The organism is Myceligenerans pegani (assembly GCF_014892515.1).
Classification (GTDB): domain Bacteria; phylum Actinomycetota; class Actinomycetes; order Actinomycetales; family Cellulomonadaceae; genus Myceligenerans; species Myceligenerans pegani.
Genome location: NZ_JADBGR010000088.1, coordinates 113,014 through 125,653, shown reverse-complemented (window position 1 = coordinate 125,653; position 12,640 = coordinate 113,014). Strand labels below are relative to the sequence as shown.

Sequence of the window (12,640 nt, the reverse complement as noted above, 5' to 3'; positions counted from 1 at the left end):
ATCATCGGGGTTCCCGCGGCAACCGATCGTCGGATCGGCTGACCGAGACAACGTCGTCACCAGGAGTCACACATGAGCGACAGCACGCTCGAGGAACCCGGCACCACCGCACCGGCCGACCTGCGCACCGACCGGCGCCGGGTCGTGTTCGCGACCGTCGTCGGCACCACCGTCGAGTGGTACGACTTCTTCATCTACGCGCAGGCGGCCGGCCTCGTCTTCGCGAGCCTCTTCTTCGCCCCCGCCGGGCCCGCGGTCGCGACGCTCCTGTCGTTCCTGACCGTCGGCATCAGCTTCCTGTTCCGCCCGCTCGGCGCGCTGCTCGCCGGCCACTTCGGCGACAAGTACGGCCGCCGCGTGGTGCTGGTCCTGACGCTGGTCCTGATGGGGGTCGCCACGACCCTGGTCGGCCTCCTGCCCACCTACGCCGCGATCGGCGTCACGGCGCCGGTCCTCCTGATCCTGCTGCGCGTGCTGCAGGGCGTCTCGGCCGGCGGCGAATGGGGCGGCGCGGCGCTCATGGCTGTCGAGCACGCCCCGACCGACCGGCGCGGCCTGTTCGGGGCGTCGCCCCAGATCGGCGTCCCGATCGGCCTGCTGCTCGCCTCGGGCACGATGACGCTGATGGCGATCGTCGCGCCCGGCGACGCCTTCCTCGAGTGGGGCTGGCGTGTGCCGTTCCTGCTGTCCTTCGTCCTCATCCTCGTGGGCCACTACGTGCGCCGCCGCGTCGAGGAGAGCCCCGTCTTCCTCGAGGTCGCCGACCGCAAGGTACGCACCCGCACACCCGTCGTCGCCCTCTTCCGCCGGCACGCGCCGCTCGTGATCATCGCCGCGCTCGTGTTCGCGGGCAACAACGCCGTCGGCTACATGACCACCGGCGGCTACATCCAGAACTACGCGAGCGACCCCGCCGGCCCGCTCGCCCTCGAACGCAGCTCGGTGCTGCTCGCCGTCACGGGATCCGCTGTGTTCTGGCTCGCGTCCACGTGGACGGCCGGCTGGGTCAGCGACAGGCTCGGCCGGCGCCGGACCTACGTGCTCGGCTGGCTGCTCCAGCTCGCGGGCGTGTTCGCGCTGTTCCCGCTCGTCGACACCGGTCAGATCGAGCTGCTGTTCGCCGGCATCTCGATCCTCGCGATCGGCCTCGGCTTCACCTACGGCCAGCAGTCCGCGTACTACGCCGAGCTCTTCCCGGCCTCGATCCGGTTCTCCGGTGTCTCGATCTCCTACGCGCTCGGCGCCATCCTCGGCGGCGCCTTCGCCCCGACCATCGCCACCGCCCTGGTCCAGTCCACACACACCACCTGGTCGGTCGCCCTCTACCTGGCGGGCATGACCGTCATCGGGCTCGCCGCCACCCTGCTGCTGCGGGATCGCACCGGCATCCCGCTCGGTCCTGACCATGAGGCCGAGCAGGCGGTCAGCCCCGTCTACGGCCTCTCGAAGCGCTGAGGAGGAAGCCCGCACCATGCAGTTCCACCACCACGGCTACGTCTCGGGCGATCCGCGCGTGCACGATGCCGCCGGCACCGGCGTCGACCGCCCCGGCGACCTGCCCGACGAGACCGACGTCCTCATCGTCGGCTCCGGGCCGGCGGGCATGCTGCTCGCCGCGCAGATGTCCCAGTTCCCGCAGGTCACCACCCGCATCATCGAGCGCCGCGAGGGGCGGCTCGTCCTCGGGCAGGCCGACGGCATCCAGCCGCGCAGCGTCGAGACGTTCCAGGCGTTCGGGTTCGCGGAGCGGATCGTCGCCGAGGCCTACAACATCGCCTGCATGAACTTCTGGGGCCCCGACCCCCCGACAACCCGAGCCACATCGTCCGCACGGCACGCACCGCGGACTACGCCCTCCAGATCAGCGAGTTCCCCCACCTCATCGTCAACCAGGCGCGCGTCCTCGACTACTTCGCCGAGGCCGCGGCCCGCGGCCCCGGCCGCGTCGTCCCCGACTACGGCGTCGAGTTCACCGGCCTCACCGTGCACGCCGACGGCGAGTACCCCGTCGAGGTGCGCGTGCGGTACACCACCGGCGAGCGCGCCGGCCAGGAACGCACCGTGCGCGCCAGGTACGTCGCGGGCTGCGACGGGGCGCGCAGCGGCGTGCGCGAGGCGATCGGCCGGCGACACGTCGGCCGCTTCGCCGCGCACGCCTGGGGCGTGATGGACGTGCTCGTGCACACCGACTTCCCCGACTGGCGCACCAAGTGCGCCATCAATTCCGCGGCCGGCAACATCCTGCACATCCCGCGCGAGGGCGGTTACCTCAGCCGTATGTACGTCGACCTCGGCGAGGTGCCCGACGGCGACGACCACGCCGTTCGCGACACGCCCCTCGACGAGGTCATCCGCCGGGCCAACCAGATCCTGCACCCCTACTCGATCGACGTGCGTCAGGTCGCGTGGCACAGCATCTACGAGGTGGGCCACCGGGTCACCGACAAGTTCGACGACGCGCCCGGCGACGACGCCGCCCCCGGCGGATCCGGCCGCCCGCCGCGCGTCTTCCTTGCCGGCGACGCCTGCCACACCCACAGCGCCAAGGCCGGCCAGGGCATGAACGTGTCCCTGCAGGACGGCTTCAACCTCGGCTGGAAGCTCGGCCACGTCCTCACCGGCCTGAGCCCCGCTTCGCTGCTCGCGACCTACTCGGCCGAGCGCCGTCCCGTGGCGCAGCAGCTCATCGACTTCGACCGCGAGTGGTCCTCCCTCATGGCCCGCAAGCCCGAGGAGATCTCCGACCCACAGGAACTCGCCAACTACTACCTCGGCACGGCCGAGTTCCCCTCCGGGTTCATGACGCGATACGGGCCCTCGGCGATCGTCGCCGAGGCGCCGGACGCGGCGCTCGCGGAGGGCTTCCCGGTCGGCATGCGCTTCAAGTCGGCCGAGGTGGTGCGCGTCTGCGACGGAAACGTGGTGCATCTCGGCCACCATGCGCGGGCCGACGGGCGCTGGCGGATCTACGCGTTCGCCGACGCCGCGGCGCCGGGGGAGCGCTCGGCGCTGGCCTCGTGGGCGGACTGGCTCGCGTCGCCGGCCTCGCCGGTCGCGCGCTTCACGCCACGGGGTGCCGACGCCGACGCGGTGTTCGACGTGAAGGTCGTCTACCAGCAGGCCTACGAGGACGTCGACCTCGCCCGCGTGCCCGGCGTCTTCCGGCCCGAGACCGGGCCGCTCGGGCTCACCGACTGGGAGAAGGTGTACGCGGCCGGCCCGTCCGCCTGGTGCGGCACCGACATCTTCGCCGAGCGCGGCATCGACCGGTCCGGCGCGGTCGTCGTCGTCCGCCCCGATCAGTACGTGGCGGCCGTGCTGCCGCTGTCGGCGACCGGCGAGCTGGCCGGCTTCTTCGCCGGGAACATGCAGGAACCGAGAATGGAGAACTCATGATTTCGCAGGGCGAGCACGACCTGTTGGCCGACGTCCCGGACGGGCTCCACATCGGCGGCCGGTGGCGCCCGGCGGCGGCCGGTGCGTCGCTCGCCGTCCACGACCCCGCCACGGGCGAGGTGCTCAAGGAGGTCGCCGACGCGTCCGTGGACGACGGCCTCGCGGCGCTCGACGCGGCCGACGCCGCGTTCCCAGGATGGGCCGCGACGCCCGCGCGCGACCGCGCCGAGATCCTGCGCCGGGCGTTCGACCTGCTCACACAGCGCAAGGAGCAGTTCGCGCTCCTGATGACCCTGGAGATGGGCAAGCCGCTGACCGAGGCGCGCGGCGAGGTGGCCTACGGCGGCGAGTTCCTGCGTTGGTTCGGCGAGGAGGCCGCACGCGTGCAGGGCCGGTACGGCGCGAACCCGGAGGGCACCGGCCGGATGATCGTGACCCAGCATCCCGTGGGCCCGTGCTACCTCATCACCCCGTGGAACTTCCCGCTCGCCATGGCCACCCGGAAGATCGCGCCCGCCCTCGCCGCGGGCTGCACGGTGGTGATCAAGCCGGCCGCACTCACGCCGCTGACCACGCTGTACCTCGCCCAGCTGCTCGCCGACGCCGGCGTGCCCGACGGCGTGGTGAACGTGGTCACCACGCGCGCGTCCGGGCCGGTGTCGGAGGCGATCCTCCGCGACCCGCGCCTGCGCAAGCTCTCCTTCACGGGGTCGACGCCGGTCGGTCAACAGTTGCTCGCCCAGGCGGCGGGCGGCGTGCTGCGCACCTCGATGGAGCTCGGCGGGAACGCGCCCTTCGTGGTGTTCGACGACGCCGACCTGGACAAGGCGGTCGACGGCGCGGTCGCGGCGAAGTTCCGCAACATCGGCCAGGCATGCACCGCGGCCAACCGCTTCATCGTGCAGCGCTCGCTGGCGGACGAGTTCACCCGGCGCGTCACGCGGCGCGTCGAGTCGTTCCGCGTGGGCCGGGGGACCGAGGACGGCGTCGTGATCGGCCCGCTCATCGACGACCGCGCGGTCGCCAAGGCGGACGAGCTCGTGCAGGACGCCGTCCGCCGCGGCGCCACGCTGCACACGGGCGGCGCCGCGATCGACGGGCCGGGGTCCTTCTACCGGGCCACCATCCTCAGCGGCGTCCGGGCAGGGAGCGAGATCCTCCGGGAGGAGATCTTCGGACCGGTGCTCGCCGTCGTCCCGTTCGACGACGAGGACGAGGCGGTGCGGCTCGCGAACGACACGGAGTACGGGCTGGTCTCGTACGTCTACACCGAGAACCTCGCTCGCGGCCAGCGGATGATCGAGCGACTGGCCACGGGGATGATGGGGCTCAACATCGGCGTCGTCTCGAACGCGGCGGCGCCGTTCGGCGGCTGGAAGATGTCGGGCCTGGGCCGTGAGGGCGGTGCCGAGGGAATCCACGAGTATCTGCAGACCAAGTACACGCTGACGCCCGATCCGTTCGCCTGAGCGCCCGCTCGCGCGGACGACGGCGGTCGTGGCAGGCGGTGTCCGGCGACGGCCGGAGACCGGGTGACTCAGTGACTCATGGACTCAGTGCTCATGGGCGATGCCGAGCTCGTGCATGCGTTCGTGCTCCTCGCGGGCCCGCTGCCGTTCGGCGATGCGGGCCTGCACCTCGGCGCGGCGCAGGGGAGGGACGGACTTGGGCGGCTGCCGCCGCGCGGGCAGATCGTCGAGCAACCGCTCGACGATCGCGGCGATCTCGTCCGTGGCCCGCTCGACGGGCTCCCGGGTCGCGTCGCTGACCTTGGTCACTCCGGTCACCTTGCGAACGAACTGCAGCGCCGCGGCGCTGATCTCCTCATCGGTAGCAGGAGGCTCGAGCCCTCGCAGGGTCGTGATGTTGCGGCACATGTCCCCGACGGTACGCCCCGCCCGCCAAGGGCGACAGGCCCGGCCCGGGACACCCAGGCCCCTCCGCCACCGCTACCAGGACAGGAGCCCCGAGAGGACACGAACTCCGGAGACTCAGCCACGGGGGGCAAGGGGCGAAGCCCCAAAGGGGGTCCGGGGGCGTGCCCCCCGGGGTGGGGTGTGGGGGCTTCGCCCCCACAAAAAATGACGAGACGGAGTGGGTTCGGCCCCGCCGAACACACTCCGCCCATCCGTCTCGTGCGCGATACTGGGATCGAACCAGTGACCTCTTCCGTGTCAGGGAAGCGCGCTACCGCTGCGCCAATCGCGCGAGGTGGGTACGGGATTCGAACCCGTGTGTACGGCTTTGCAGGCCGCTGCCTCGCCTCTCGGCCAACCCACCGCGAGGGTTCTCACCCACGTCCGAGCGGACGACGAGATTCGAACTCGCGACCCTCACCATGGCAAGGTGATGCTCTACCAACTGAGCTACGTCCGCACGATTCCGGCTCGCTCACGCGAACCGGCGCTCCAGAAGATTACGGGACGCACCGGCCAAAGGTCCAATCGAACGGGCGGTTCGCGGACGGGCGTGCGTCACACGGGTCGTGCGGCCGGGATTCCGCGGCCGCACGCTCCGTGGTGGTGCGTCGTGCGAGGTCGAACGGGACGCCGTCGGTCGGATATCGACGCCGTAGGCGGTCGGTGCCGGTCGGTGGCACCGACCGGCAGCCGGCGGCCTGCTGCCCACCAGGCCACCGCGAGGTAGGCGCAGACGACTGCCAGGCCCGCCCACGCGGGCAGCCCCGGCCCCAGGGCAGATCCGTGCCCGCTGCACCACTGCGGGGGTTCCGGGGGCGTGCCCCCCGGGGCGGGGTGTGGGGGGCTCCGCCCCCACAAGAAACAACGAGACGGAGTGTGCCCAACCTTGTTGGGCGCACTCCGCCTGTCCGTCGAGTGGGCGATACAGGACTCGAACCTGTGACCTCTTCGGTGTGAACGAAGCGCGCTAACCATCTGCGCCAATCGCCCCTGGTGGGGTGGTGGTGAGCGATACTGGGATCGAACCAGTGACCTCTTCCGTGTCAGGGAAGCGCGCTACCGCTGCGCCAATCGCTCGAGTTCGTGCGAGGTGGGTACGGGATTCGAACCCGTGTATACGGCTTTGCAGGCCGCTGCCTCGCCTCTCGGCCAACCCACCGTGAGGATGCTCCTGCGAGACGAGCACGGGAGCGGGCCTCCGAGCGGACGACGAGACTCGAACTCGCGACCCTCACCATGGCAAGGTGATGCTCTACCAACTGAGCTACGTCCGCACAGCCGGACCTGGCGGGTTTCCCCCGTGTGCTCCGGCGTGGTCTGAACATTAATCGAACTTCGGTGTGGCCGTCCAATCGATTGAGCGGCGTTAGCGTGGACGACGTGTCACCGACCCTGCGCCGACCGGCGAGAACCCGCACCACCACTACGGTCGCGCCCACCAGCGACGTGACCGGGAACACCGGCTGGGCCGCCTTCGGCGGGCGCGTCGCCACGCGCGTCGCCCGCGGCATCGACCTCCGGGCCGAGCCCGAAGCCCTGGCCGAGGGCACGTGGTTCGTGGTCGCGGACTTCGAGGGCAGGGCCCGTGCGTGGCAGTTCCGGGAGGTGACCGCGGCGGACCCGGCCGCGGCGCCCTCCCCGGCGTCGTCGGACACGATCGGCGCCGTGGGACCGGAACCGGCCCCGGACGCCTGGACAGGGCCGGACCCCACGACCTGGACCAGTTCGATGGACCGCGTCGGCTACGAGGCGGCCGTACGCAGGATCCGCGAGCACGTGCGCGAGGGGGACGTCTACCAGGCGAACCTCTGCCGCGTGCTGTCCGCGCCCCTGTCCGTGGCGCCGGACGGTGCGGAGCCCGATGCCCGCGGCCTCGCCGCCCGTCTTGCGGTCGGCAATCCCGCTCCGCACGCGGCGGCGATCCATGTCCCGTCCGGCACACCCGGTTCCGCCGGCGAGCCGGTTGACCCGGTCTGGGTCGTCAGCGCGTCGCCCGAGCTGTACCTGTCACTCGGACCGGGCGACGCCGAGGACATCGGGGGGCGTGGCCCCGGCGGCCCGGGAGGCACCGCGTCCGCGGCGGCGCCGGTGATCACGTCCGGCCCTATCAAGGGCACCGCCCGCACCCCGGCCGGTCTCACGGACAAGGACCGGGCGGAGAACATCATGATCACCGACCTGGTCCGCAACGATCTGCAGCATGTCTGCCGCCCCGGGACCGTCGAGGTCACGGACCTGCTCGCCGTCGAGCACCATCCGGGCCTGGTGCACCTCGTCTCCCGCGTGCGGGGCGTCCTGGCCGACGATGTCATGCACGCCCCGGATCTGTGGCGTCGTCTGTTCGACGGCACGTTCCCGCCGGGGTCCGTCTCGGGCGCGCCGAAGTCCTCGGCACTGCGGATCATCGAGCAGCTCGAGACCGTCCCCCGCGGGCCGTACTGCGGTGCGATCGGCTGGATCGACGGCGACGCGGGCACGGCGTCGCTCGCGGTCGGCATCCGGACCTTCTGGTGGGAGCGGGGACCCGGCGACGCCCCGGCCGGGATCCTGCGCTTCGGTACCGGCGCCGGGATCACCTGGGGCAGCGACCCGGCAGCCGAGTGGCAGGAGACGGAACTCAAGGCAGAGCGGTTGGTCGGGCTCGCGTCGGGTGGACTGTCGGTGTCCTCGCGTACGGTGTGACGGAAGCCTCACCGCAGAGGAGGAGAACCATGGGCACCAGACTGTGGGTCACCCTGAAGTACCGCGATGCCGAGCAGGGTCTCGCCTGGCTCAAGGCGGTGGGTTTCACGGAGCGCGCTGTCTACCGTGACGACGCCGATCCCGCCGTGGTCCACCATGCCGAGTTGGACTGGCCGGCCGGCGGGGGTGTCATGCTCGGGACGCATCGCGAGTCCCGCGCCGAATGGCCTGACGAGCCCGGCACGGGCTCCGCGTACGCCGTGACGGATGACGTCGACGACACCTTTCGCGCGGCGGTCGACGCCGGCGGGACCGCGCTGACCGAACCCGCCGAACGCGACTACGGCGGCCGGGAGTGCGCGGTCCGCGACCCCGAGGGCAACCTGTGGAGCTTCGGGTCGTACCGGCCGGAGTGACGGGGGCGGGCACGACGCCGGGCCGGACGCCGTCGCCCGGCGTGAGGCAGACTGACCCCATGACGCAGACGGTGATCTGGACGGGCGGGCGCCTCGTGACGCCCGACGAGGGCGTGATCAGTGCCGTCGACCACGGCATCACGGTGGGCGACGGCGTGTTCGAGACGTGTGCGGTGTTCGACGGCCAGGCGTTCGCCCTCACGCGGCACCTGAAGCGCCTCGCACGGTCCGCCGCGGGACTCGGTCTCGCCGAGCCCGACGAGCAGCAGGTGCGCGACGGCGTGGCCGCGGTCCTCGCCGCAGGACCCGGGGCCGGGCGCCTGCGGATCACCGTGACCGACGGCGTCGGTCCGCTCGCGTCCGGCCGGACCGGCGGGCCGCAGACCGTCGTCGTCGCCGCCGGCCCCGCGACCATCCGGACCGAGGGACGCGTCGTGCGCTCTCCGTGGACCCGCAACGAGCGATCGGCCGTGGCAGGGCTGAAGACGACGTCGTACGCCGAGAACGTCGTGGCCCTGGCCGACGCCGTCGCCAAGGGCGGCGACGAGGCCGTGCTCGCGAACACGCGCGGCGACCTGTGCGAGGGAACCGGGTCCAACGTGTTCGTGGAGCGCGACGGCGAACTGGTGACCCCGCCGCTGTCGGTGGGCTGCCTCGCGGGGATCACGCGCGAGCTGCTGCTGGAGTGGGGCGGCGAGGCCGGCCTGCCGGTGCGCGAGGCGCGCGAGGGAGAACTGGCTTTCGACGTGCTCGACGACGTCACCGCCGGGCGTTCGCACCTGCTCCTGACCGGGTCCGTGCGGAACGTCCAGCCCACGACCTGGCTCGACGGCGTCGACCTGCTGGCCGGAGAGCTGTCCGTGGCCGCGCGCGACGTCTTCGAGAAGATGCGGCGCGAGCGGATCGACCCCTGAACAGATGATCGTCGCGGACGGTCCGGTGAATGCTAGGATCGCTCCGCACGACCAGGGCGATTGGCGCAGATGGTTAGCGCGCTTCGTTCACACCGAAGAGGTCACAGGTTCGAGTCCTGTATCGCCCACTCGACGGTGGACGGCCCGTGTCTACGACGTAGGCCGGGCCGTCTCGTTGTTTCTTGTGGGGGCGGAGCCCCCACGCCCCGCCCCGGGGGCACGCCCCCGGAGCCCCCGCAGTGGTGCAGCGGGCAGGTATGCGCCGTGCGGGGCGGAGCGTCCGGCCGGGATGTCAGGTGAGTGGCTTCTCGAAGAAGTGGGTCGCGTCCGGGTTGTCGTTGTACCGGGCGATGCGGTGGTAGCCGGCGTGGTCGTACATGGCGATCGCGGACTTCAGGTTCTCGTTCGTGTCGAGGCGGACGGCCGTGTGGCCGGTGTCGGCCGCGGTCCTCTCCAGGTGCCGTAGCAGCCGTGATGCCAGCCCGGCGCCGCGCCAGCCGGGGTGTACCCACATACGCTTGATCTCGGCCACGCCGTCCCCGAGGTCGCGCAGGCCGCCGCACGCGACCGGGGCGCCGTCGTCGACCGCCAGCACGAACCTGCCCGACGGCGGGCGGAACTCGGCCGCGTCCTCCTCCGAGGGCTCGCCCGGGTCGAACGGGAAGAAGGTCGCCAGTTCGGCCACGTACTGCTCGACGGCGGCCCTCGCGCCGTCCGACAGCGGATCCACCGTCTCGAAGGTCACCAGGGCCGAGCGCACGAGCAGGTCGGCCTCGGCGAGGGCGCGCGCGAGCCGGTCCCGCTGTCGCTCGGTCAGCGGATCCAGCAGAGCCCGGGCGCGCTCGGCGGAACGGGCCTCGAGCTCGTCCCAGCGCGCCCGGCCGAGAGGAGTGAGTTCGACGAGACGTCGTCGCCGGTCGGCCGGGTCGGACGTGAGGGAGACGAGGCCGTCCTCGGTGAGGCGCCTCAGCTGCCTGCTCACGTAGCCGGAGTCGAGACCGGTGCGGTCCCGCAGGTCCGCGACCGTCCCCGCATGGGTGCCGATCTCGAACAGGAGCCGCATCGTGCCGAGCGGTGCCCCCATGCCGAGGAAGGAGTCCTCCAGGACTCCGATGCGCTGGGTGTAGCTGCGGTTGAAGCGGCGCACGACGGCGGTCTGCGAGTCGATCGACATATAGCTGACCTTAGTCAGAGAATCGATCGCGGTCGAGACGGGTGCGAGACGGTGGTGCCGCGGAGGGACTCCCGGATCGAGCCCGCGCCGGAGCCGGCACGTTCCGGCGGCCGCGACCTGACCCTCAGTCGTGGTCTGACCGGTCGTCGCGGCCTGACTGTCAGGATCGTCGTGGCCTGGCCGGCGTCGGAGGCGGAACGGTCGCCACCGCGGCGTGCACGGCGGCGACCGTCCCTGGTGACGAGCCGGTCGGCGTCAGCCCTCCAGCAGCGCCTGGCCGAGGTACTCACCCGGACCGGCGCCCGGCGGCACGGCGAAGATTGCCGAGCCGACCGGCGTCGTCCACTCGTTGAGCAGGTCCAGCTCGTCCAGCCGGCGCTGGACCGGGACGAACTGCCGGTCGACGTCCGCCTGGTAGCTGACGAACAGCAGGCCGGTGTCGCCCGGCCCGTCGTCGTAGCCGTACGGGCGGCGCAGGAACCGCTCCGCCGGGTCATCGGTGCGCGACCGGCGGATGTGGGCGGCGAAGTCGATGACGCCGAAGCCGTTCGGCCCCGTGGCCTCCAGGTCAGGCTCGTCGTGCTCGCGATTGCCGGTCAGGGGAGCGCCGTCGGCCAGCCTCCGGCCGATGACGTTCTCACGCCCGGCCCGGTCCACCTCGTCCCAGCCGTCCAGGTCCATGGCGATGCGCCGCACGACGACGGACGTCCCTCCGGCCAGCCAGCCGGCGGTGTCGTCGGCGTGCCAGACCAGGTGCGGTTCGGTCGCGGGGTCGATGTTCCCCGTGCCGTCCACCTGGCCCATGGGGTTGCGCCAGGTGGTGCCCGGCGCGGTGGTGCCCGGGCTGTTCCGGAAGCCACGCTGGAGCCAGCGCCCGACGGCGAACGTCCGCGCCTGCTTCACCAGCACGCGCACGGCGTGGGAGACCGCGACCGGGTCGTCCGCGCAGACCTGCAGCAGCAGATCACCGCCGGACCAGGCGTCCTCGAGCCTGTCCATGCCGAACGAGGGGAGAGGACGCAGCCACGGCGGCGTGCGACCCGCCAGGTCCGCGGCGGCGAACACCCCGGGCCCGTAGCCCACGGTCACGGTGAGCCGCGCCGGGACCGCCGCGAGCTCGGGTTCGGTGTCCGTCAGCCCCGGGCGCCCGGCCATGAGTCGTTCCGCGTCATCCGTCCAGATCCGCATGAGGCGTATGAGGGCCTCGCGGTCCGTCCCCCGGACCAGGTCGAGCGCGACGAGTGTCGCGAATCCCTGCGGCGTGGTGCCGACACCGGGCTGACGCGGCCCGCGGAACGGGACGGTCGCCCGCCCCGCGTGGTCCGGCGCCGTTCCGGCGGCGTCCCGCGGGGTGTCCGCCGCGCTCCGGGCGGCGGTACCGCCCAGCGTGACCGCCGCTCCGCCGAGAGCACCGCCCAGGAAGGTCGCGCCGCCCCGCAGGAATCCTCGGCGCGACGGCGCGGGCGGTCCCGCGGGCTCGTCCTCCGCCGTCCCGCCGGAGCGGGCCGCTCCGCCGGTCACTTGTCCTCCTCGTGCCCGGAGTGCTCGTCGTCGGAGTGTGCGGCGTGGTCCGTCGACTCCCCGTGCTCGGACTCCGCGTGCTCGGCACCCTCCGGCTCGTAGCTCTCGTTCGCCCCGTCGAAGGACCGCACGGGCGCGTTGATCTCCAGCTCCGACCCGTCTTCCGCGGCCACGACGACGGTGACCTCCTCACCCGGCTCCAGCGGGTCGGTGACGCCGAGCAGCATCAGGTGCGGCCCGCCCGGCTCCAGGTCGAACGGTTCCCCGGCGGGGATCACGAGACCGCCGTCGGCCTCCTGCATGACGGGCGTCCCACCGTCGTCGACGAACACGTGCAGCTCCGTCGACTCCGCGGCCTCCGACTCGGCCGACACGAGCCGCACGTCGTGGCCCGAGGCGTTCGTGAGCGTGCCGAAGACGGCGGTCATGCCTTCGTCCACCGCCTTGGCCCAGGGGTCCTCGACGGTCAGCGCCGCCGCCTCGGTGTCCGCCGCTGCCGTGTCCTCCGGGGCGGCCTGCGACCCGGAGGTGCACGCCGCGGGGAGCAGCGCCAGCCCGGCGACGGCCGCCGCTGCCAGGACGCGGGGACGGGGGCGGGAGATGATGGTGCGGTTCATG

General features: G+C 72.3%; 9 protein-coding genes, 8 tRNA genes and 1 pseudogene. 7 read left to right on the top strand and 11 right to left on the bottom strand.

What is annotated here, in order from left to right; translation table 11 throughout:
- Window positions 1–72 precede the first annotated feature (72 nt).
- From IIE03_RS13935 to IIE03_RS13925, 3 genes and pseudogenes are all read left to right on the top strand, one after another.
- Window positions 73–1,455: an MFS transporter gene (locus tag IIE03_RS13935; RefSeq protein ID WP_192863354.1), complete on the top strand. Its 1,383-nt coding sequence runs from the start codon at window positions 73–75 to the stop codon at window positions 1,453–1,455.
- 16 nt (window positions 1,456–1,471) lie between these two features.
- Window positions 1,472–3,396 (top strand): annotated as a pseudogene (locus tag IIE03_RS13930) (FAD-dependent monooxygenase).
- A complete protein-coding gene (locus IIE03_RS13925) occupies window positions 3,393–4,865 on the top strand; it encodes an NAD-dependent succinate-semialdehyde dehydrogenase (protein ID WP_192863353.1) in 1,473 nt (490 codons plus the stop codon). The pseudogene IIE03_RS13930 and the gene IIE03_RS13925 overlap by 4 nt, the downstream one beginning before the upstream one ends.
- A gap of 84 nt (window positions 4,866–4,949) precedes the next feature.
- Here IIE03_RS13925 and IIE03_RS13920 read toward each other — a convergent pair whose 3' ends face one another.
- The 8 genes from IIE03_RS13920 to IIE03_RS13885 form a co-directional block, all read right to left on the bottom strand.
- Window positions 4,950–5,273 (bottom strand): DUF2277 domain-containing protein, encoded by a 324-nt coding sequence (locus IIE03_RS13920; protein ID WP_192863352.1) that lies wholly within the window; start codon window positions 5,271–5,273, stop codon window positions 4,950–4,952.
- Window positions 5,274–5,532: 259 nt separating this feature from the next.
- A tRNA-Val gene (locus IIE03_RS13915) sits at window positions 5,533–5,604 on the bottom strand.
- Between the two features lies 1 nt (window position 5,605).
- Window positions 5,606–5,676, bottom strand: a tRNA-Cys gene (locus tag IIE03_RS13910).
- Between the two features lie 23 nt (window positions 5,677–5,699).
- A tRNA-Gly gene (locus IIE03_RS13905) sits at window positions 5,700–5,772 on the bottom strand.
- A 459-nt stretch (window positions 5,773–6,231) separates the two neighbouring features.
- Window positions 6,232–6,305, bottom strand: a tRNA-Val gene (locus tag IIE03_RS13900).
- Between the two features lie 12 nt (window positions 6,306–6,317).
- A tRNA-Val gene (locus IIE03_RS13895) sits at window positions 6,318–6,392 on the bottom strand.
- Between the two features lie 11 nt (window positions 6,393–6,403).
- Window positions 6,404–6,474: transfer RNA gene (locus IIE03_RS13890), tRNA-Cys, on the bottom strand.
- A 42-nt stretch (window positions 6,475–6,516) separates the two neighbouring features.
- Window positions 6,517–6,589, bottom strand: a tRNA-Gly gene (locus tag IIE03_RS13885).
- 172 nt (window positions 6,590–6,761) lie between these two features.
- On the opposite strand from IIE03_RS13885, the gene IIE03_RS13880 reads away from it, so the two are divergent.
- The 4 genes from IIE03_RS13880 (at window position 6,762) to IIE03_RS13865 (ending at window position 9,455) form a co-directional block, all read left to right on the top strand.
- On the top strand, window positions 6,762–7,997 hold the full coding sequence (locus IIE03_RS13880) for a chorismate-binding protein (RefSeq protein WP_192863417.1): 1,236 nt from the start codon (window positions 6,762–6,764) through the stop codon (window positions 7,995–7,997).
- A 29-nt stretch (window positions 7,998–8,026) separates the two neighbouring features.
- Complete coding sequence (locus IIE03_RS13875) at window positions 8,027–8,413, top strand: VOC family protein (protein WP_192863351.1); 387 nt, start codon at window positions 8,027–8,029, stop codon at window positions 8,411–8,413.
- A gap of 59 nt (window positions 8,414–8,472) precedes the next feature.
- Window positions 8,473–9,327, top strand: coding sequence for an aminotransferase class IV (locus IIE03_RS13870; protein ID WP_192863350.1), 855 nt, complete (start codon window positions 8,473–8,475; stop codon window positions 9,325–9,327).
- A 54-nt stretch (window positions 9,328–9,381) separates the two neighbouring features.
- A tRNA-Val gene (locus IIE03_RS13865) sits at window positions 9,382–9,455 on the top strand.
- Window positions 9,456–9,619: 164 nt separating this feature from the next.
- On the opposite strand, the gene IIE03_RS13860 is transcribed toward IIE03_RS13865, so the two are convergent.
- The 3 genes from IIE03_RS13860 to IIE03_RS13850 all read right to left on the bottom strand — a co-directional run bounded on the left by IIE03_RS13860 (window position 9,620) and on the right by IIE03_RS13850 (window position 12,639).
- Window positions 9,620–10,501 (bottom strand): bifunctional helix-turn-helix transcriptional regulator/GNAT family N-acetyltransferase, encoded by an 882-nt coding sequence (locus tag IIE03_RS13860; RefSeq protein WP_192863349.1) that lies wholly within the window; start codon window positions 10,499–10,501, stop codon window positions 9,620–9,622.
- Between the two features lie 255 nt (window positions 10,502–10,756).
- Window positions 10,757–12,022 (bottom strand): Dyp-type peroxidase, encoded by a 1,266-nt coding sequence (locus IIE03_RS13855; protein WP_318842975.1) that lies wholly within the window; start codon window positions 12,020–12,022, stop codon window positions 10,757–10,759.
- A complete protein-coding gene (locus IIE03_RS13850; protein ID WP_192863348.1) occupies window positions 12,019–12,639 on the bottom strand; it encodes a copper chaperone PCu(A)C in 621 nt (206 codons plus the stop codon). Before IIE03_RS13850 ends, IIE03_RS13855 begins: the two co-directional genes overlap by 4 nt.
- Window position 12,640: the final 1 nt, after the last annotated feature.

What these genes read in the sequence shown, in the direction of transcription:
- IIE03_RS13935 (WP_192863354.1), top strand. Translation starts at nt 73, where the DNA reads ATGAGCGACAGCACGCTCGAGGAACCCGGCACCACCGCACCGGCCGAC.
- IIE03_RS13860 (WP_192863349.1), bottom strand. Translation starts at nt 10,501, where the DNA reads ATGTCGATCGACTCGCAGACCGCCGTCGTGCGCCGCTTCAACCGCAGC.
- IIE03_RS13850 (WP_192863348.1), bottom strand. Translation starts at nt 12,639, where the DNA reads ATGAACCGCACCATCATCTCCCGCCCCCGTCCCCGCGTCCTGGCAGCG.
- IIE03_RS13925 (WP_192863353.1), top strand. Translation starts at nt 3,393, where the DNA reads ATGATTTCGCAGGGCGAGCACGACCTGTTGGCCGACGTCCCGGACGGG.
- IIE03_RS13920 (WP_192863352.1), bottom strand. Translation starts at nt 5,273, where the DNA reads ATGTGCCGCAACATCACGACCCTGCGAGGGCTCGAGCCTCCTGCTACC.
- IIE03_RS13875 (WP_192863351.1), top strand. Translation starts at nt 8,027, where the DNA reads ATGGGCACCAGACTGTGGGTCACCCTGAAGTACCGCGATGCCGAGCAG.
- IIE03_RS13870 (WP_192863350.1), top strand. Translation starts at nt 8,473, where the DNA reads ATGACGCAGACGGTGATCTGGACGGGCGGGCGCCTCGTGACGCCCGAC.